Source organism: Parablautia sp. Marseille-Q6255, from assembly GCF_951230155.1.
In the GTDB taxonomy this organism is placed as follows: Bacteria; Bacillota; Clostridia; order Lachnospirales; family Lachnospiraceae; genus Choladousia.
In genome coordinates, this window is record NZ_CATNVD010000029.1 from 1 (window position 1) to 21,231 (window position 21,231).

General features: G+C 44.2%; 19 protein-coding genes and 1 other RNA gene. 1 reads left to right on the plus strand and 19 read right to left on the minus strand.

Translation table 11 applies throughout. The features are described from left to right. Positions 1-585: 585 nt before the first annotated feature. Entirely contained in the window at positions 586-1,425 is an 840-nt protein-coding gene (locus QOX44_RS17520; protein ID WP_283685072.1) for a MurR/RpiR family transcriptional regulator, read from the plus strand. Between the two features lie 74 nt (positions 1,426-1,499). Here the strand turns inward: QOX44_RS17520 and QOX44_RS17525 are convergent, their stop codons facing one another. The 19 genes from QOX44_RS17525 to QOX44_RS17615 form a co-directional block, all read right to left on the minus strand. Then, positions 1,500-2,627, minus strand: a complete 1,128-nt coding sequence (locus QOX44_RS17525; RefSeq protein ID WP_283685074.1) for an NAD(P)-dependent alcohol dehydrogenase — start codon at positions 2,625-2,627, stop codon at positions 1,500-1,502. Positions 2,628-2,672: 45 nt separating this feature from the next. Continuing rightward, positions 2,673-3,224 (minus strand): 6-phospho-3-hexuloisomerase, encoded by a 552-nt coding sequence (gene hxlB, locus QOX44_RS17530; RefSeq protein WP_283685076.1) that lies wholly within the window; start codon positions 3,222-3,224, stop codon positions 2,673-2,675. Between the two features lie 36 nt (positions 3,225-3,260). Then, on the minus strand, positions 3,261-4,790 hold the full coding sequence (gene xylB, locus QOX44_RS17535; RefSeq protein ID WP_283685078.1) for a xylulokinase: 1,530 nt from the start codon (positions 4,788-4,790) through the stop codon (positions 3,261-3,263). Positions 4,791-4,799: 9 nt separating this feature from the next. Further along, entirely contained in the window at positions 4,800-5,450 is a 651-nt protein-coding gene (gene rpe, locus QOX44_RS17540) for a ribulose-phosphate 3-epimerase (RefSeq protein WP_283685080.1), read from the minus strand. A gap of 33 nt (positions 5,451-5,483) precedes the next feature. Next, positions 5,484-6,266: an SDR family oxidoreductase gene (locus QOX44_RS17545; protein WP_283685082.1), complete on the minus strand. Its 783-nt coding sequence runs from the start codon at positions 6,264-6,266 to the stop codon at positions 5,484-5,486. Between the two features lie 144 nt (positions 6,267-6,410). Beyond that, on the minus strand, positions 6,411-7,370 hold the full coding sequence (locus QOX44_RS17550; protein WP_331488453.1) for a sugar ABC transporter substrate-binding protein: 960 nt from the start codon (positions 7,368-7,370) through the stop codon (positions 6,411-6,413). Between the two features lie 68 nt (positions 7,371-7,438). Beyond that, the gene (locus QOX44_RS17555; protein ID WP_283685084.1) at positions 7,439-8,425 is read right to left on the minus strand and encodes an ABC transporter permease; all 987 of its coding nucleotides are present in this window, start codon (positions 8,423-8,425) and stop codon (positions 7,439-7,441) included. After that, the gene (locus QOX44_RS17560) at positions 8,425-9,930 is read right to left on the minus strand and encodes a sugar ABC transporter ATP-binding protein (RefSeq protein WP_283685085.1); all 1,506 of its coding nucleotides are present in this window, start codon (positions 9,928-9,930) and stop codon (positions 8,425-8,427) included. The genes QOX44_RS17555 and QOX44_RS17560 overlap by 1 nt, the downstream gene beginning before the upstream one ends. Before the next feature lie 350 nt (positions 9,931-10,280). Then, a complete protein-coding gene (locus QOX44_RS17565; protein WP_283685086.1) occupies positions 10,281-10,715 on the minus strand; it encodes a DUF2871 domain-containing protein in 435 nt (144 codons plus the stop codon). Continuing rightward, a complete protein-coding gene (locus QOX44_RS17570; RefSeq protein WP_283685087.1) occupies positions 10,708-11,382 on the minus strand; it encodes a hypothetical protein in 675 nt (224 codons plus the stop codon). Before QOX44_RS17570 ends, QOX44_RS17565 begins: the two co-directional genes overlap by 8 nt. 81 nt (positions 11,383-11,463) lie before the next feature. Next, positions 11,464-12,021, minus strand: coding sequence for a TetR/AcrR family transcriptional regulator (locus QOX44_RS17575; RefSeq protein ID WP_283685088.1), 558 nt, complete (start codon positions 12,019-12,021; stop codon positions 11,464-11,466). 184 nt (positions 12,022-12,205) lie between these two features. Then, positions 12,206-12,706: an HD domain-containing protein gene (locus QOX44_RS17580; RefSeq protein ID WP_283685089.1), complete on the minus strand. Its 501-nt coding sequence runs from the start codon at positions 12,704-12,706 to the stop codon at positions 12,206-12,208. Between the two features lie 105 nt (positions 12,707-12,811). Then, a complete protein-coding gene (locus QOX44_RS17585) occupies positions 12,812-14,239 on the minus strand; it encodes a L,D-transpeptidase family protein (protein WP_283685090.1) in 1,428 nt (475 codons plus the stop codon). Between the two features lie 126 nt (positions 14,240-14,365). Then, positions 14,366-14,546, minus strand: a non-coding RNA gene (gene ssrS, locus QOX44_RS17590) — 6S RNA. 72 nt (positions 14,547-14,618) lie between these two features. Then, the gene (locus QOX44_RS17595; protein WP_283685091.1) at positions 14,619-15,827 is read right to left on the minus strand and encodes an NADP-dependent isocitrate dehydrogenase; all 1,209 of its coding nucleotides are present in this window, start codon (positions 15,825-15,827) and stop codon (positions 14,619-14,621) included. A 107-nt stretch (positions 15,828-15,934) separates the two neighbouring features. Then, a complete protein-coding gene (glpK, locus tag QOX44_RS17600) occupies positions 15,935-17,434 on the minus strand; it encodes a glycerol kinase GlpK (RefSeq protein WP_283685096.1) in 1,500 nt (499 codons plus the stop codon). Between the two features lie 541 nt (positions 17,435-17,975). Beyond that, complete coding sequence (locus tag QOX44_RS17605) at positions 17,976-18,635, minus strand: hypothetical protein (protein WP_283685092.1); 660 nt, start codon at positions 18,633-18,635, stop codon at positions 17,976-17,978. A gap of 110 nt (positions 18,636-18,745) precedes the next feature. Beyond that, positions 18,746-20,026, minus strand: coding sequence for a sensor histidine kinase (locus QOX44_RS17610; RefSeq protein WP_283685093.1), 1,281 nt, complete (start codon positions 20,024-20,026; stop codon positions 18,746-18,748). A gap of 26 nt (positions 20,027-20,052) precedes the next feature. Continuing rightward, positions 20,053-20,772: a LytR/AlgR family response regulator transcription factor gene (locus tag QOX44_RS17615; protein WP_283685094.1), complete on the minus strand. Its 720-nt coding sequence runs from the start codon at positions 20,770-20,772 to the stop codon at positions 20,053-20,055. Positions 20,773-21,231 lie beyond the last annotated feature (459 nt).

The window sequence follows — 21,231 nt, forward strand, 5'->3', positions numbered from 1 at the left end:
TACTTAAAGTTTACACAAAAAAAGTCTTTTAGGCAAGAAAAACTTCCGTTTTCCTGCCTGAAAACAGAAGTTTCTCTTTCATCCGGACGTTACTTTTACAACCGGAAGTTACTTTTATAATTCACCATTTTTTTCGCACTTTTTTCGCGCCATTTTTTCTTTCAGCTCTACCTCTACAATATTTAGTGTTTTCTCCTTATTTCATTCTATATCTTGTATTTTCTGTTCCGTAACTTTGCTTTTTGTCTGTGCGCCTGTCTTTTCCTCTTGTATTAAGATCCTCCGGCTCTGTTTCTATTATTTTATAGGATACTAAGTTCTATTATTTTCTATTATCCGCTATCCGCCATAAAACCCTGGCGCTTTTTCCCGCTTTTCTTATAGTTTGTCACCTTGATATTGTTCACTTCACTTTTTTCACTTCATTTTGAAGTGTTTTCCCGCTATATTATTAGTTATTTTGCAATTTCCGTAAATTTTCAGCCTTTTTGTTTATTTCTCATATTTTTTCAATTATTTTTCCATTATCCTTCATCATTTTTTTCCTGTGCTAAGATAAATCACAAAATCACGGAGGTAATAAGCATGAATGAACTGTTGATAAAGATTCAGCTACTTTTGTCTTCTCTTCCTAAGTCCGAAAAAATCATTGCTGAGGCTCTCCTTGAGAACCCGGAGGCGATCGAATACATGACTTTAGCACAGCTCTCCCGTGAATCCGGGGCAAGTGAAGCCGCCATTGTCCGCTTTTCACACCATCTCGGCTTTGATGGCTATACTGATATGAAACAAGGCTTTATCCAAAGCAGAAAAAATGCAGCGCCATTGCGTGAACAGGATATCACTCAGCACGAAACCATGCGCACAATTATGGAAAAAATCTGCAAAAACAATATTCTTACTTTAAGTGAAACTTTGTCTCTTGCGGGAGAGGAATATGACCAGGCAGTGGATGCTCTGATTTCTGCAAAAGCGATCCATTTTTTTGGTACAGGCGATGCTTATGCAGTAGCAAGACTTGCCTACATGAAATTCAAGAGACTCGGTGTTATATGCAGCTGCGATGAAGATGTTATGCTGCAAATGATCACCGCAAGTAATATGTCCAGCCAGGATGTCGCTATTGCAGTTTCTTATGAAGGGCGTTCACAAAATATAGTCCGCGCATTCAAAATCGCCAAGCAGATGGGCGCCACCACGATCAGTATTACAAAAATGAAAAAATCTCCACTTATGAACTATACAGATATCACGCTGCAGATTGCAATCCACGACCTCACCATCGGACGTGATAAAGTCACAAGAAGAGTTTCTGATCAGTTCATTTTGGATGCGCTCTATCTTGGTTATACCAACCGTGCGCAGTGCAATCTCAAAGATCAGATGCTTCGCACTCAGATTGCAATTGACGGAAACAAACTGTAAACTTTCAAAAGCACTGGCAATAGCACTGCAAAAACCTCCCGGCTCTAAATAAATGAACCGAGAGGAATTTAAAATTAATCAATTTTTATAACAGCTTTAACTACTTCATTCTTCTTATTAATAGAGTCTTCAAACGCCTGCTGAATATCGTCCAGCGAATATACATGTGTTGCTACCTTCTTAATTGGTGCAAGCCCGCTTGCAACGGTTGCAACACTCTTCGGGAACATATTGACATAGCGGAACAGTGATTTAATTTTAAGCTCTTTTGCCATAACCTGGCCAAAGTTAAACGTAATCTCTTCTTCCGCTGACATACCGACCAGGATGATCAAGCCTCCACGGCGCGCGATATGCGGAGTCTGAGCAATTGTAAATTTGCTTCCGGCTGTTTCAAATACAATATCCGGGCCACGTCCGTCTGTCAGTTCTTTGATCTTCGCGAGCGGATCCTCTTTTCCACTGTTAATTACATAATCTGCTCCCAGTTCCTTTGCCTTATTCAGTCGGATATCTTCCAGATCGCATACAATGATCTTGCTTGCGCCTCTTGCCTTGCAGGACAGCATCGTCATCAGACCAATACAGCCGCTGCCCAGAATTACAACCGTATGACCTACCGTCACTTCCCCCAGCTCTGCCGCATACATACCTGTCGCCATCGGCTCAATCAGAGCTCCTTCTACCGCATCCATTCCCTCTGGAAGCTTGTAGCAAAGATCCGCCTGGAACGGAACGTATTTCATATAGCAGCCCTGCACAGGCGGAGTTGCCCAGAACACAACATCATTGCACAGATTGTAATGACCAGATTTGCAAAATTCACATGTACCGCATGTAATGCTTGGTTCGCAGCAAACGCGATCCCCTGCTTTAAGATTCGTCACAGCAGACCCCACTTCAACCACTGTACCAGAACATTCATGCCCCAGCATATATGGAATATCTCTTTCCTTATCTACTAAAAAAGTGCCGCAGCGTCCATCATGGAAATAATGTACATCAGAACCGCATACACCCACGCACTCCACCTGGATCAAAACCTGGTTGGGATGAATCGGCTTCACCTCCAGCTGTGCTTTCATACGGGCACTCATCACCGGATCCTTCACGATCTCATCCACATTCGTTTCATCTACGACTACCATGGTATCTACCGCTGTCATAAATGCCCCTTTGTTAATATACTTTTTTTCTTCCATTTTTCTTACCTTCTTTCTTTTTATTTGCAGACTTTAAGCTCATTTTTACTCCAGATTATTATGAAGATGATACATATCTTCCTCTGTCAGTAATAATTTTTTCATCAAAAACAGTACAACTACATCAAAAAAGACCATAATGCTCTGTTCAAACAGCGTTCCCATCGGCTGTACAGAAGCCGTCTCCTTGTGAAGCTTGGAATTTGCCTCAAAACAGATACAGATATCGCTGAGCTGTCCCAGTGTTGAATTTTGCACAGCCGTCAGAAGAATAATCTCTGCCCCGATCTTTTTTGCTTTACGGGCATGTTCTAAAAGATTTTCTGTTTCACCAGAACCGCTGGCTATTAATAAGGTGTCACCGCGCTCTATCGCAGGAACAGTCACTCCCTGTGTATCAAACACAGCCAGATCCATCTGAGACAGACGCATGGCGAACCCTTTCATCATAAGAGCACTTCTTCCTTTTCCATCACAAAACAGCCGTTTCGCAGTTACAATTTTAGAAGCAAGCAGCTGCGCATCCTCCGTCTTTACAGAACTGGTACTTCGTGTAAGCTCTGATAACACTTTATTAAGTAATTCCTTATAATCCATATTTTCTGTCCTCAAAATTCTTGTCTGAGACAATTCTTATCCATCAATATGATACAGATCGTACAAGCCTGACTGAAGTGATTCATAAATCCGATCATATATCTCATGATATTTTTTATATTGCTTTGCTTTTTTGCAGTCATATTCTGTCACTGATTTTTCTTCTATAAAACGTTCACAGGCTTCCTGTACAGACGGGTAAATCCCGGTTCCAACTCCAGCGAGAATCGCAGCGCCATAGGCCGGGCCTTCTTCCTGCCTGAGCGTATGTATACTGCATTCAAACAGCGATGCCATAATTTCCCGCCAGACAGGGCTCCTGCTGCCGCCTCCGCAGACCCTCATCAGGTTTACGTCCACCCCCTGATCCTTCAGCATATTGTTGCAATCTGCAAGGCAATACGCCACTCCTTCCATGATAGCTCTGAGGATATGAGCCTGACCATGAACCACATTCAGTCCGATCAGCCCTCCCCGATACCATGGGTTCATATGAGGAGTGCGTTCTCCCATCAAAAACGGAAGATAAATCAACCGATCGCTCCCCACCGGAATATTTGCCGTCATCTCATTTACAAGATCGAAAAAATTCCGTCCCTCTTCTTTTGCTCTCTGCATCAGATCCTGACAAAATTTTTCTCTGAACCACTCAACAGACAGGCCCGCCGACTGAGGTCCGCCCATCGTATGCCAGCATCCCGGAACTGCACAGCAGCAAAGGTGAAGTCCGCCTCCTGGAATTGCCTTATACTCACTTAAATGTGTATACACAATCGCAGAAGTACCCACAGAAGTAAATGCCTGTCCATCTTTTACAATTCCAGTACCTACTGCAGCGCATGCATTGTCACTGGCACCTGCTACTACAACTGTATCTTCTGTCAGGCCGCAGATCTCCGCCATCTCCGGAAGCAGCGTTCCTACAACCTCCTGCGATTCATACAGCTCCCCCAGGAGGGACCGTTTAATGTCGAGCGCCGAGAGCACCTCATCCGACCAGATCCTGTGCTTTACATCAAGAAGCTGCATTCCTGATGCATCGGATACGTCTGCCGCATACTTCCCCGTCAGGCTATAACGGACATAGTCCTTTGGCAGCATGATATGCCTGCATTTTTCATATAGTTCCGGTTCGTTTTCCTTTACCCATAAAATTTTTGCTGCTGTCCAGCCCGCCAGCGGAGGATTTGCCGTGATTTCCATCCATTTCTCCTCTGGCAGGATCTGAAGCATCTCTTTCACCTGCGCCTGAGCCCTCTGGTCACACCAGATAATAGAGTTGCGCAGCAGCCTATTCCGGGCATCCAGCATAACCAGTCCATGCATCTGACCCGAAAGACCAATCCCCTTCACCTCTTCCGAAGCTGCGCCGGAGTCCTTTACTACCTTCTGAATCGTATGAACAGCAGCGTTTTTCCAGTCTTGCGGATCCTGTTCCGCCCAGCCATTCTCCGGCTGATACATCGGATATGATTCTGATGCAGAGGCTCTGATCACACCATTTTCATCTACCAATATCGTCTTCGTAGCGCTGGTTCCCAAATCAACTCCAATCACATACCGCATTTTCTTCTCCTAATCTGTTTCCATCCGCATCCGACGGATATTTTTTTCTAAATCTCCTTGGAAAAGTGCCTTGCCTGACACAATAATATTTGCGCCCGCCGCTGCCACCTCTCTGACATTTTCAAAATTGATCCCGCCATCCGCTTCAATATCCCGCTCCAGCTGCATATCCTTCAAAAGGGCTTTTACCCGTCGTATCCTGCCAGTTGAATCCTGACGAAATCCGCCCCCAACACCCGGACGCGTACACATCAGATGAACCACATCTGCATATTTCAGCAGCTCCTCATCCAATATATCCACTCGTGTTTCCGGATTCAGCGCGACACCGCTTTTTATCCCGAGATCCTTTATCTGTCTCAGAACACGTTTTATGTCCTGACAAGCCTCGTAATGCACGGTCAGAACATCTGCTCCTGCCTTCCTCATATCGCTCAGAAATCGTCCCGGTTCTCTTACCATCAGATGTACATCAAAAATCAGATCCGACGCTTTCCTGATACTGTTCAGCCAGGCAATTCCGCCAGACAGATTCGGAACATAGCAGCCGTCCATGATATCAATATGTACATATTTCGCACCTGCATGTCCGATAATTTCCAGCTGTTCTCCCAGTCTGGTCTGATCTGCTTCCAGAAGAGACGGCGCTATCATATGCATATCTCTATCCTCCGCGACTTATATTATGAACTGTTATATTGCTGTATACAGACCGTCAATGATCACATCAATGCCATTTGTATACGATGATGCTTCGCTTGCCAGCCAGATGATTGCTCCAACCAGCTCTTCCGGTTTCGCCATACGGTGCATCGGCATCAAAGGTTCCCATGCCGCCATAAGCTCCGGCTCCACAAAATCCGGATCCACCGACATTGGAGTCGCAATATAGCCGGGGCTAATGCTGTTGACACGGATATTATGATCTGCCAGCTCCAGCGCCAGACTCTTTGTCATCTGCATAACGCCTGCTTTAGAAGCATTATAGGCTGCCTGCTTCTGCGGAGTCATAGCAACTGTACCTGAGATAGATGCCATATTGATGATACTTCCTTTGCAGCCAAGCTCGATCATTACACGGGCTGCCTCGACAGCAACAATATATTCCCCGGTCAGATTAATATCGATCAGCTCCCGGAACTCTTCATAAGTTGCTTCAAAAATACCTTTGTGATAACAGATGCCCGCATTATTAAATACAACATCAAGCCTTCCATACGCGTCCAGAATTTTTTTCATGCCATCTTTTACTTCTTCTGCCTTCGTGCAGTCAGCAATAATACTGATTGCCTTTCCGCCTTCTGATTCAATGATCCGTACTGTCTCATCGGCGCCTGACCTGGAAAAAATGGCAATATTAGCACCCGCACGCGCCATGTCCCTCGCTACAACCTGCCCGATCCCACGTCCTGCTCCTGTTACAAGAACCGTCTTTCCTTCCAGTGAAAATAGCTTGTTGATAAAATCCTTCTGCATCTTTGATCTCCTCCCACTTTCAGTCCCCTGCTGCAGCCATCCCCCAGACTGACCGACCACCCAGTCTGAAATAAGAATCGGCAAGCCCTCCGCCTGCCGATCCTTCCTGCCTGTAAACAAAAGGGTTCCTATTCAAATGCTTAATTATTTAATCTGTCCGTTTTCTTTGTACATTTCAATATATTCTTCTACATTGTCAGCCGTAATAAGCGGAGCCGGAACATCATCACGTACGTCTGTTACTTCCATCTCGCCTGTAAGCACTTTGTGAACATAATCTGTATTCATCTGAGCAAGATCAATCGCAGACTGCAGCCCTGTAGAAGTCATGCGGCCTTCCTGAATCAGCAGACATGCCTCTGCCGTGCCGTCAACGCCATATGCCAAAACTCCTTCATACGCAGGGTCATCCTTAACTACTTCAAGCGCGCCTGCACACATATTGTCGTTCATAGAGATGATCGCATCAATGTGCTCATTTGCCTGCACCCAGTCCTCCATAAGCGTCATTGCCTCGTCTTTATTCCAGTTTGCAATATCCTCACCGACAATTTCTACATCAGGTCTCTTGTCAAAGAACTCAGCCTGCCATGCGGCTCTTCTCTCATTGCTGTGGAAATTGCCTGCCGGCCCTAACAAAACGACAACCTTTGCATTCTCCGGGATCTGTTCCAGGGCAAGGTCGCAGTTTACTTTTGCCTGCTCATACGGATCAGCATCAACAGAGCCTGTTCCTTCACACTCTACACGCGGATTTGTAGTAATGCACGGAATGCCTGCATCTACAATCTGCTGAATGTATGGGAGCTGTGCCTCTCCATTATTTGCCTGAACAATAATTGCATCATAATCATTTGCGATACAGTTTTCGATGATGGAATTTTCTTTCTCATCATTTGCCTGCCCGTCAAATACATCCAGAGTCATATCATCGTACTCTTCAAATGCTGCTCTCATTTCATCTGCAAGCCATGCTGCAAAGGAATCCTCCTGCGCTCTTGCGATATACGCTACCCTGTATGCATCATCCGCATAACTTGTGACGCCAAAGCACATGGAAAGAAGCGCCGCGCCAACCACCATACCAACTGTTCTTTTTTTCATATCAAACCCTCCTTAAAATATGTATGAATAAAGTTCTGCAACTTGTGCATTCATAAAAGTCTTTAAAATTACTTCGCTTCCTTTTTCTCACTGTTTTCAACAAGAATAATCTTCCGCGTTTTTCTATTCTTAGAGCGGATATCAAATACAACAGCTACTGCAATAATCAGACCCTTCACCATCTGCTGAATGTAGGAATCCACACCGTTCAGGTTCATAATGTTGTTCAAAAATCCAATAATAAATGCACCTGCCAGCGTTCCCATCGTTGTTCCCACGCCACCGGAAAAGCTGGTACCGCCAACAATCGCTGCCGTAAGACCTTCCATCTCATATCCCACTGCTCCATTCGGAAGTCCTGCATTTACACGTGACATAAAAATCACGCCTGCAATCCCGGCCAGGATACCGTTCAAAATATAAGTGATATATTTGCTTCTCTTTACATTGATGCCGGAAGCAACCGCTGCCGCTTCGTTTCCGCCAATGGCATAGAGAGAACGGCCATACCGTGTATGGTTCACGATATACCAGATAATAACGGATATCACTACCATGAAAATAACGGGGATCGGGATCACCCCGATGCTTCCCTGTCCTACCTTTACATAATCGCCAAGCTGAAGCAGGTTCTGACCGTTGGTGGAATACAGGGCTGCACCGCGCGCTGCCATCTGCATCGCTAAAGTGGCAATGAATGCCGGAACTCCAAAATGTGTCACCAGAACAGCGTTCACAAGATTACATGCTACTCCGACTGCAATCGCCACAAGCATCGCAACCAGAATCGAGCCTGTCGAATAATAGCTGTAAATAGAAAGGCATCCTGCCAGTGCAAGAACAGATCCAACAGAAAGGTCGATCAGTCCTGCAATGACCAGCAGCATTTCTCCGTATGCCAAAATGATCCCTACAGTAAGCTGACGGGCTATATTGACAATGTTTCTGGATGAGAGGAAGTTCGGATTCAGCACCGAGCATAGCAAAAACATGCCCACCAGTATGATATAAATCGAATATTTTTCAAGTACGTGTCCTAATTTTGAATTTTTCATCACTCCACCTCCACATTCTGCGTTCCTGTCGCAAATCTCATAATTGTTTCCTGAGAAAACTCCTCCTTCTGAAGGCATCCTGTGATAATTCCTTTATTCATAACATAAATCCTGTCACACATACCAATCAGTTCCGGAAGCTCAGACGATACCATAATGATGGTCTTTCCTTCTTTTACAAGTTCCGTCATAAGCCTGTATATTTCAAATTTTGCTCCGACGTCGATCCCCCTCGTCGGCTCATCCAGGATCAGCACTTCTGGTTCCCGCAGCATCCACTTTGCCAGGAGAACCTTCTGCTGATTTCCTCCGCTGAGCGCCTGTATCAGCGTCTCAAGACTCGGCGTCTTCACATTCATTCTTCTGAAATATTCTGACACCATCTCCTGTTCTTTTTTGCGGTGAGCACGGCCGCCATAGAAAAACTTATCCAGACTGGAAATACTCGCATTTTCCATAACACTTCGGATCGGAATAATTCCATATCGGCGGCGATCCTCCGAAAGCATAACAAGATTGTTTGCAATCGCATCACTCGGTCGTCTGATTGATACCGCTTTTCCATGGATCCTGATTTCACCCGAATCATACGAATCAAGTCCGAAGATCGCACGCATCGTCTCTGTACGTCCTGCACCCATCAGACCGGCAAAACCCACGATCTCACCCCTGCGCACATGAAAGCTGATATTCTTAAATACACCCTTACAATTCAGCTTTTCTACTTCAAAAATCGGTTCCCCGATCGGAACATCTTCTTTGGGATAAACATTCGTCATCTCCCGTCCGACCATAAGCGCAATCACCTTATCTAGTGTCAGCTGTGCCGCCGGCATAGAATCAACAACAGTGCCGTCGCGGAGAACGGTAATGTCATCTGCAATACGGAAAACCTCTTCCATCTTATGAGAGATATAGATAATGCTCACGCCGCGCTTTTTCAGCTCCTCAATCTTTTCAAAAAGAATTTCTACCTCACGATTCGTAATGGCAGATGTCGGCTCATCCATAATAACAATCTGCGCATTATAGGAAATTGCTTTAATAATTTCCAGCATCTGAATGTCTGATACCGTTAAGGTTTTCAGTTTCTGATCTGGCTTGTACGGAAGTCCCTCCTGCTCCAGAAAACGGATCGTCTCAGAACGGACTGTCTTCCAGTCAACCTTTCCAAACTTATTTACCGGCAGTCTTCCAAGAAATATATTCTCTTCAATTGACATTTCCGGGACATAGTTCAACTCCTGCGCTATCATGGCGATTCCATACTCTCTGGCCTGGATCGGATCCCTGATCTCCACCGCTTTTCCGTCAATCAAAATCTGTCCCGTATCCGGCTTATACAGCCCGTTGATAATCTTCATCAATGTAGATTTTCCTGCTCCGTTCTCACCGCACAGACAATGGACTGTTCCTTTTCTTACAGAAAAATTTACATTATCAAGGGCTTTTACGCCAGGGAAGGATTTGTTAATCCCGCTCAGCTGTATTTTTATTTCTGACACTTTTTCCACCCCTTCCATGTCAGAAACATTTGTTTTATGTAATTGACACAAATCCCATATGCTTTCTGACTTTTTTAAATCTTTTTGCTGTATTTATTATCACTTCAAATCAATTTGAAGTAAATATGCCAGTTTTATTTCGTTATTTCGCGCAGATTTATGCATCTTGTACACCTTTATCCTGCGATTATTTATGCAATTTTCCTATTTTCCTGTTTTTTTACTTCAAAACAGCCAATTAATTTCAGATTTTTACTTCAATTTATATGACTTCACGCAAAAACCCCCGGCTGTACAAATATATACAGCCGAGGGTCCAAAAACAGTCCGCTTACAAAATAATTTCTCGCTTATTCTCTTGTCTCTGAAACAAAAAATTTTCTGAGCACTGCCAGAAACAGGCACAGCGCTATAGTGAGCAGAATATGTGAAATTCCTGCAAATCCTGAGATCATGGCATCCATTGTGTCTGTCAGCTGGATATTTTGCACCTGCACAATGCCCCTTACTGCCATGGTGCAAACCAGCAACGGAAGCGCAATATTATAAAGCACAAAAAAGCGCCGGAAGCTTTTGCTCTCACACATTCCCTTTTTCTGGTCGCACAAAATCATAATAAAGAAAAACAAAAACATACCGAGAACAAACAGATGGGTATGCAGGTAAGCCAGTGTCGTTTTTCCCGTATATCCGTGAAACTTCGTAAATTCTCTGTAAAACACACCTGCCACGATCGCCAGTACAAAATAGATCACAGCCGTATTCCATAAACGTTTCTTATTCATTGCTCTTTCCTTCCTTTCTCATAGCTGCAAAACCGATCCACACGGTCCACACATAGGCACAGGTTTTCGGAATCATCAACATACCGATAGCCGGAACTGTATCTGCCCAAAGCACTACCGGGATATAAAACGCAAAGCTTAATACAATCGTCAGCCACATATAGCGGAAATCGCGATCCCCTTTCTCCTTTGCGCTTCGATAAAACAGTACAATGATCATCAGTCCCAGAAGTGCAAATGGAATATTGCGGTAAATTCCCCAGGCAAGCGCCGGTTCTCCGCTAAGCCACTGATTCTGAGGGAACAGGCATAAGATCACGCGCGCCGCCGACAGCACATACACCATGACCGTTGTCCCTTTATCCTGCGTAATCCCATAACGGATCCGCCAGACGTGGTACAGGATCACATAAAAAATCGTCATTGTGATCGAAGTGATAAATTTTCCCGCACCAAGCCACACGGTAAAGCTTTCCAGTCCTGTCGTACAAAGCGCTGTGGCACGCGGTATCAAGTGGAAAGAATCTCCCACGCCAAGCACTACTGCCATAATTCCAAAAAGCCGATACTGTCTGTTTCCATTACATTTTAATATCATAAAGATCCCGATTGCGATAACCGAGACCAGATACACTGCGTCAAACAGTGTTTCTGCAATTGCCTGCATAAGCTCATCTCTCTTTCTTTTTTATTCTTATGTTTTACTTTCTTATGTTTTACTGCTGATCCAGATACCCTGATGCCAGGATCAGTAAATCGTCCGCCTGATCAGACCCAGGATGCCGCTGCAATCATAATCCCGCCGCACCAGCGCGGAAATAACCAGCGAAAATATGATCTCTACAAACTTTTCCGCAGTAAATACAGGATCAAATGCCTGCCGGTTTATGTTTTTGTCTTTCATCAGGACTGCATAAAGCGCCTTACGGATATGATCCCAGGACTGCGCCATCATCTGCTGCCCCTCTGCCTTTTCTTCCCCGATAAAGCTCATAGAATGCAGCGAAAAGAATCCCGGATACTTTTCATCTCCTCTTCGCATACAGGCAAACATCCATTCCACGCAGTCTGTAAAGCGTTCAAAGGACTTCTCATCCTCCGGAAAATGAAAAATATCACACCAGACACTTTCCACCGCCGCAGCGATCAGTTCGGATTTAGAGGAGAAATAATTATAAACAGAGCCGACGGAGATATTGCATGCTGCAGCTACGGCCCGGATATTCACCGCATTCCAGCCCTGCCTGCTGATCAATTCCCTGCTGGCCCTCAGGATCTCCTCCCTTGAAGTTATAACTGTATTCACAACCTGCCTCCTTTCATAGTGAACATTGTTCATTATACATTTCACTTCTCCCGCTGTCAAGATTTTATGGTACAGGAAAGTGAGAACTTTTCTATAATAAAAATCGAACTTTCCTATAAAGTAAAAAATGGATAAATCCCATTTCTTACTGACAACAGGATTTATCCACTCTCTTTTCTTTTTCTTATGCGGAAGTGCCTGAAAGCACCATTCTGTCTCTTCTTGCAAGAGCTATCGCCACATGGCAAAGCTCCATAGAAGCGCAGACTTTATCAGCCAGTGTAATGATCCATGCTTCTGTGTTTCTTGGCATGGGGCCAAGTGGAAACATATGGCTCAATATCGCTTTTTGCTCCCGCTCGCTGATCTGAAATACTCTTTCGCTGTTCCTTGCGGCAGCTTTTGGATGATAAAATGCCTGGCACTCACCAGTCGGAGTCTTTTTCTTAAAATCATATGGGCAAAAATCGTGAAGCAGTCCTGCTCTGGCAGCAGCGCCTGCGTCACAGCCAAGCTTTCTGGCGATCAGCCAGGATACGTAAGATACATTTATGCTGTGCATCAGCCTGTTCGTCCATTGATGATGGCAAAATGTGCCTAAAGAAAGAAATTCCTCATTCTCCAGAATAGGCAACACCTCCGCCAGATACTCCTTTGAGACATCATCCGAAACCTGAAGGTCCATCGGCAATCACCTCTTTCTATTAGGATATTCTTATTATAGCTCACAATTTTCAAAAATACAATGTGCCACAGGCACTTATCAGTGAAAACTGCGCGATTTAATAATTTAATAAGAAATCACTGTCGTCCCCATCGGACAGTTGTTTTTGATATAATACAGATCAGAATCACTCAGGCGTACACATCCATGAGAATATGCCCCCTGCTTATTTCCATCTACATAGCGGTGGAATGCATTTCCCCACCCCTTCTGGCTGTTCCAGGTGAAATAAATCACCGGTCCGCCGTAGTCATACTCTGTACGGATCAGACGGAAGGTTCCCGGAGTCGTCCGTCCCATTGCTCCGATCACGCACGGCATGCTGCGGACAGCTTTCCATTTTCCTGTGGATCCCTTAAATACGGTCGTCTCCAATGTGTACTGACTGATCCAGATCAGATATGGCGTCGGGCTGCTGTATCGCTTCTGATTGACAAATGCTTCTTTTACTTCTTTGGAATATGCCGTCTTTACTGTGTTCAGGCTGGTAAACCGCAGCTTGCTGCTCTCGATCTTGACCTTTCTTCCATCTGGCAGCATAGCGGTAACGACTCTTCCGCTCAGTGTCGTTGCCACAACCTTGGTCCCGCTCTTTACCGTTACCTTTTTTCCGTTCTTCACAAGCGTCGCCTTTGTCGTGGACTTGACCACCGTATTGTAGTAGCGCCCATGTACCTGCTTCGCAAGCTTTGAAAACTTCTGCGCCTTTCCCTGGACTTCCTTTGATTTTTTCCCGGTAACGTTGTACTTTCCGGCTGTGCGGTATGCCTGTACCTTAAATCTGCATTTCTGTCCGTCCTTCAGGCCACTGACCTTCAGGGAAGTGCTGCGTGTCTTTTTGATCTGTTCATATTTTCCTGTGCTATTATTGTACATATACACATAATAGCCTGTCGCATTCTTGACGCTGTTCCATTTGAGCGTGATCGACCGGTCGCCGTAAACAGAAATATAGAAATTAGACGGTGCTGCCGGCTTTGGCACTGAGATCTTTCCCTTTGCGATCGGAGAGCCCTGCGCACTGAGGTTCTTTACTCCCTGCGCTGTATTTACCGCAAATACCTGGAACAGATACTCCTTATTCGGCACCAGATCCTTTACCTTATATGTAGTCTTTTTTGTTGTCGCAAGCTTTTCCGTAGCTCCTGTCTTCGGATCCACCAGACATACCTGGTACTTCATCGCGTTCTTCGCCTTTTTCCAGGTCAGTGTGATCGACGTAGAGGACGATTTTGCCTTGAGTTTCTTGACATTTCCCGGAACAATTCCTGTAACTGTACTTCCCCCGGTCACACCACTTCCATTTCCCGCACCTACTGTGCCGCTGCCGGGAAGCGTGTTCGCTGATATCATATCTCGTGCGCCAGCCTGTGTACCGTTCGCAGAAACGGCTGTGCCAGGAGACAGGTCTTCTGCCAGGCAAGCTGCTGCAGGCGCAAGTGAAAGTGAGACAGTCACTGCCAGCAGCGCAAATGCTTTTTTAAATTTTACCATCTTGTCATTCCTTTCATTTTGTATAGCAATTATGTCGAATACCGAAATTAATTATAAGGGACGCAGAGCAAAAGGTCAACATAATAAAAAGAAGCGCAGCAAAATTTTACTGCGCTTCATTACTTTCAAAAACCCAGAGTGCCGTTTCCTGCACTTTGACTCCTAGCAAAGCTAGGTGGGTAACCGCAACACAGCCGTCTGCCTTCCGCTGCAAACGACGGCTTGGCATATTTCTGTGCGATATAGGAATCCCATAAAAGTAAATGTAGGTTCAAAATAACAGGATTGTCGCACACCCCAGGCAACAATATCAGTATACCTTAGTATATCACTTTTCGCAAGTATCTGTGAGCAATTCTTTTGGTAATTTTTTCTGTAATTATTGCATACGCTCATAAGTACTGCGCACTGCTTTGATAAACTCCTCACTGTTTTGCACAGTAACCTGCTCTAAGGATGTAATAAGAGCCAGATCCTTCGTCATACACCCGCTCTCGATCGTCGCGATCACTGCCTGCTCCAAACGATCCGCAAACGTACACAGCTCCTGAATCCCATCCAGCTCGCCCCTCTTACGCAAAGCGCCTGTCCATGCAAAAATCGTAGCTACGGAGTTTGTTGACGTCTCCTCACCCTTGAGGTGCTTATAATAATGGCGCTGTACCGTTCCATGTGCAGCCTCATATTCGTATTTCCCATCCGGGGAAACGAGCACAGACGTCATCATTGCCAGAGAGCCAAATGCAGAGGATACCATATCGCTCATCACATCACCATCGTAATTCTTACATGCCCAGATAAATCCGCCCTCTGACTTCATCACCCGTGCAACGGCATCATCGATCAGCGTATAGAAATAGGTGATGCCTGCCTGCTCAAACTTCTCCCTGTACTCTGTATCAAAAATCTCCTGGAAAATATCTTTAAATGTATGGTCGTATTTCTTGGAAATCGTGTCCTTTGTCGCAAACCACAGATCCTGTTTGCTATCCAGTGCAAAATTGAAACAGCTGCGCGCAAAGCTCTCGATCGAGCGGTCCAGATTATGCATACCCTGAAGCACACCCGGTCCCTTGAAGTCAAAGATCGTCTCCCGCAGCTGCGCGCCGTCCTCACCTGTAAAAACAAGCTCTGCCCTGCCTGCTCCCGGGATCACCAGCTCTGCATTTTTATATACATCTCCGTAGGCATGACGGGCAATAGTGATCGGCTTTTTCCAGCTGCGCACACACGGCTCGATCCCTTTTACAATGATCGGCGTACGAAATACCGTCCCGTCGAGGATCGCCCGGATCGTACCGTTTGGGCTCTTCCACATTTCCTTCAGATCATATTCCTTCACTCTGGCGGCATTCGGTGTGATCGTTGCACATTTGACTGCCACACCGTACTTTTTCGTTGCATTGGCGCTGTCAACCGTCACCTGATCATCCGTCGCATTGCGGTTTTCCAGTCCCAGATCATAATATTCTGTCTTCAGATCCACATACGGGCAGATCAGCTCATCTTTGATCATTTTCCAGAGCACTCTGGTCATCTCATCTCCGTCCATCTCGACAAGAGGCGTAATCATTTTAATCTTTTCCATAAAAACGCTCCATTCTGCCGCCCGGAAGACGGCACTGCTTCTCCTCCAGTAAGTCACTGTTTTCTATCGCATAAATTTTAACACTGATTTTTCCTCTCGTCAAACGATTAATTTCCGTCTTTCGCCCATCCAAAGGAATAACGCACAGCCTTCTTCCAGCCCTGAATCCTGCGTTCACACTCCTCCTGATCCATCAGCGGCAAAAACTCCCGGTCTGTATTCCAGTTTTCCCGGATCTCTTCCTGATCCTTCCAGTATCCGACTGCCAGTCCGGCCAGATACGCCGCTCCCATTGCCGTTGTCTCAATACAGGAAGGCCGCAGGACCTTTTCCCGGATCACGTCTGCCTGATACTGCATCAGGAAATTGTTCGCACTTGCACCGCCGTCCACCTTGAGCCCCGCCAGGCGGATCCCGGCATCTGCTTCCATTGCCCGGATCACATCATTCGTCTGATAAGCCAGAGATTCCAGCGTCGCTCTCACAATGTGGTATTTATTGACGCCCCGCGTAATACCTACGATACAGCCTCTGGCATACTGATCCCAGTACGGCGCCCCCAGTCCTGTAAACGCCGGCACCACATAGCAGCCATTCGTATCACTGACGCGCCCTGCAAGCCACTCCGTGTCCGGTGCTGAATCAATCAGATGCATCTCATCTCTCAGCCACTGGATCGCTGCACCTGCCACAAAAATAGAACCCTCGAGGGCGTACGTCACCGTCCGGTCAAGCCCCCATGCGATCGTTGTCACCAGTCCGTTTTTCGAAAATACCGGCTGATCTCCTGTATTCATCAAAAGAAAGCCGCCTGTTCCATATGTATTTTTCACCTCACCGCGCGCAAAGCATGCCTGTCCGAAAAGTGCGGCCTGCTGATCTCCCGCCGCCCCGGCGATCGGGATCGCTCCCCCGAAAAATCCCGGATCTGTCATCCCGTATACCTCGCTTGATGCAACTGGCTTTGGCAGCATTTTTCCTGGGATATGAAGCTTTTCGAGGATCTCCTCATCCCACTGCAAGGTATTGATGTTAAACAGCATCGTGCGCGATGCATTGGAATAATCCGTCACATGCACAGCGCCCTTTGTCAGCTTCCAGATCAGCCATGTCTCGACCGTGCCAAACAAAAGCTCACCCCGCTCCGCACGCTCTCTCGCCCCTGGCACATGATCCAGGATCCATTTGATCTTTGTGCCGGAAAAATATGCGTCTATCACCAGTCCCGTTTTGCGCCGGAAGTCTTCTGTCAGTCCCTCCGCCTTTAGTTCATCACAATACTTTGCCGTCCTGCGACACTGCCAGACAATCGCGCGGCAGATCGGCTCCCCGGTCTCTTTTTCCCAGACAATAGCTGTCTCTCTCTGATTCGTAATGCCGATCGCCGCTATATCCTGTGCAGAAGCTCCGATCTTTGACATCGCCTCGACCGCCACGCCAAGCTGTGTTGACCAGATCTCATTCGCATCATGCTCAACCCATCCCGGCTTTGGAAAATACTGCGTAAACTCTTTCTGTGCCACACTGCAGATATGCCCTTCATGGTCAAATAAAATACAGCGATTGCTCGTTGTTCCCGCATCCAGCGCCATAATATATTTTTTCATCATATCCCTCCGATCCTGTATCTCCATGCCGTATCTCCATACTGCATTTGCCTTTTCTGAACCTGGTACTTTTTCCCTCCGAAGCACCCTGGTTCCATCTTACAATAAATCCACCAGCGATGCAAGAAGTGATGGAAGTGTCATTGCGAAAGGACATACAGAGTAAATATCTCCAGATAGCAGATTAGTCTCCCGCAAACAACAACATGATATTTGCGGGAGACTAACGAGACCTTCTATTATGTTTCATTTCTTCTTTATTAATTTTTGAAGCAAATATAAAAGCATTACACTGCAGATAAGCCAAAGCACAGTCAGCAATCCAAACACAACGTAAATAGAAACGCCATAGGAATTTTGGAAATGAGCATCCAGCGGATATAAACTCAACGAATATCTGCCACATCCTGATAAATTCAATTTATCTTCAAGTTCGCGATAATCCCTGATATACGAGGCTCTGTCCAGTTCTATTATTCCACTTGTTTTATTTGCATAATGGATTTTCAAGCCATCTGTAGGCAAAACGCTCTCAGGCACACTAAAACTTGGCATTACTATAAATTGATCTACATGAATAAAACCAGATCTTCCTGTATAAATTGTACTGTTTTTTCTGAAAAAAACCTACAACAGTAAACTCGTAAGGTTCATATAAGTATTCCGCCTCAAATACATCTCCAATTTCGTAAATCCCCACGTATTCATTTCCCAATATTACTGGAATACAATGATCTTCTATAACAAATTCTGCATCATTCCACATGCGTCCAGCAACTATTTTTAATTGGTATTTTTCCACTACATTTTTGCTGACTTGTAAACAGGCTACACGATCAGGATTTTCTGATAATTCATTCGTATAACTGTCAAAATGCTTTCTTCCATTCTGAAACACATCCAATGGTTGATTGTATATTTCCAGATATGAAAAACCTTTCAAATCATTATACAGATTATAAAATGCTGTTAAATCCACGTTTACAGGATCCTCCTCATGTTGTAAAGCACATTCAATTCTGTCACCCTGCCGCTGCTTATCTAATGCGCTTATCTTCATGTATATATATAACCTGGCATTAAAAACAGTAACAACGACTATCATAAGCAAAAGTACTATGCAGCCCAAATAGTAGTTTTTCTTTTTATTATGCTGTGGTGCCATAGTACACCTGATGCTGTCCCACGGTCCAAACATCATCTTCTACCGGAATGCCTCCTTTTCTTTTCCTGTATTGTAGCATACTTTCTTCTTCCAACCTTATTCATGGCGAAAATAAACCGGATAATGGCGAAAATGGATTATTTCCATTATTCATTATGTGAACTTAACTTCTCGATAAACAACACTGCTTTTACATAAAAGTGCGATTCATCCCAACTGATATTCAGTTCTCCTTCCTGTTCTTTGATAATTTTTTCTACATTAGCCAGTCCAATTCCATGTACTTCTGAATTTGTTTTCGTTGACAGCAATTTTTTATCTCTAAAATCTAAAACGCCAGAATAACTGTTTTCAATTTTAATATATAGTACCCCTTGTTTTTCCCATATAGCGACACAAAGGTATTTTTCCGCAGACTGTTTTGCTGCGTAAATCGCATTATTCAGCAAATTTCCCAATATTACATTTAAAGTAAATCCATGAATCTCCAGATCCTCCTGCAACGCTACTTTAATGTTTACTTCTTTTAGATTTTTTCGTGCATCCTGCAATAAATAATTTAATGTACTATCGATCTCCTGTATTCCGGAAGATACGAATTCATCCTCATTGACCAGTTGTTGCTCCATATCATTTAAATATGCTACAACTTTTTCCGGTTCATTCTGCATTGTAAGATATCGCAACTCGCGTACATGCAGTTTTAAATCATGTCGCAGACTCCGAAGCCTTTCCCATGATTCATGCATCGTGTTTATTTGGTTACGATACCCCTCCATTGCGATACGAAACTGCTCTTTTTCTGATCTTTGCATATAATAGTCCTGCAAAGCATCATATAAATAAAAAATAGAAATATTAATAATCAGAACGCCTGCGATCTCCACGCTTATGTACTGATTATTATTATAGTTTACCTGCCACATGCAAAAAATCTCTACTATACTAAAAACTGGCACACACAGCATCATAATCCAGACTGATGTTTTTATAAACGATTTTCTCTCAGGTTTAAACCCGACGCGTTCTAAAAAGAATACACTGAAAAGTATTCCCAGACTGGTGAAGCATTCCCGTATAGAACGAGTCAGCTCATCGTATTCTTTATGCAAACCTGTTACAGAAAAAACGAAACTCTCTATTATGACATTAATTGCATAAATGCCAATACCAAAAATCACTCTTCTTTTTAGACTTCCTTTATATATCAAAATAATAAAAGCAAATCCTGTTAAATTAGTCAGCAGGTTGATTGTCTGATTATGAAATAGATAATAACCCCCACTTGTTAATATGACAAATGTGGAATACACCAATAAACGCAACCGCCATGAAACTGGTTTTGAAACATTCGATAATTCCATGAATCGATAAATGGCATATGTTCTTAAAATATTGGCTAAAACCCCCACTACAGTTTCCTGCATTCTACATTACTCTCCGTTTTGCTTGTTCACGATCCCAATTCTATCTTCATAAGTTGCTGTTTTACATGACCTCTGTATGATTTTGATATGCTGACTCTATCCCCATTGAGCATTTCAATCCAATCTGTACCATAGCATCGTACATACGCGTGATTAATCAAATACGATTTATGTACTCTTAAAAACAGATTTTCTGAAATCTGCGATTCTATATCATCCAGCTTCCCTCTGAAACTGTATACTTTACCCGATACTGTCTCCAAATGAACACTCTTATTATCACTTTGAAAATATAAAATGTCTTTTAAATAAAAAACCTTCTTCTCTTTATTTATCAGAAATGATACCGTCTTTTTTCTCACAAAATCTCTTTTTAATATCACATCCATGATTTTCTCTATCATCGGATAGGTAACAGGTTTTACCAGAAAATCAAGCGGTCTGCACTGAAAAAGCTTCATTGCATAATTTGTTTTAGAAGATATATAGACAATCTCTGTTGATTCGTTCTCCAGCTCCTCCCGGATATATTTTCCCACCTCAACACCATTATTTTCAGGTAACTCTATATCCAAAAACAGCAGGTTCACCGTATTGTTCTGACACAAATAATCACGCAGGGTTTTACCATCAAAAAAAACAGCTACAGTTCCCTTCAGAGAATATGCTTTAAAGTATTTATCAATATAATTTTCTATCTCCGCACATACATTACGTTCATCATCGCATATTACAACAGAATACATCTCACTTCTCCTTATATATTATCTTGATCCGATATACCTTCTGAAAGCGTCAGTCTGATGATTTTTGTTGATATTTTTATCATAACATACAAAATACCCTTTTACAATCAACTGAACTTTAAGAGATAGAGACAGTTACTGTCAAGTAATCGTTGGCAAATTTTTTCATACATGATTTATCATACGCCCGTTCAGGATACAGGCAACGCTGCTAACGCATTCCCGCTCCATTTCACTCGCAGCGGAAGCTGACCTCATCCATCTCACCTGCGACTCTGATTCATTAGGTGCCTGCTGCTTCACAGGTGTTGCATTTGGTATCTGTTTTTGTTCCGGGCTGTTTAATATCCTGCCATTGCTAACAGCTTCCGTCCGTCACCTCGCACCTTTCCTTCCAGGCCTACTACATGACCGATCACCGGATATTCATAACCTTTCCCATCCTTCTTCGGTGCCTTT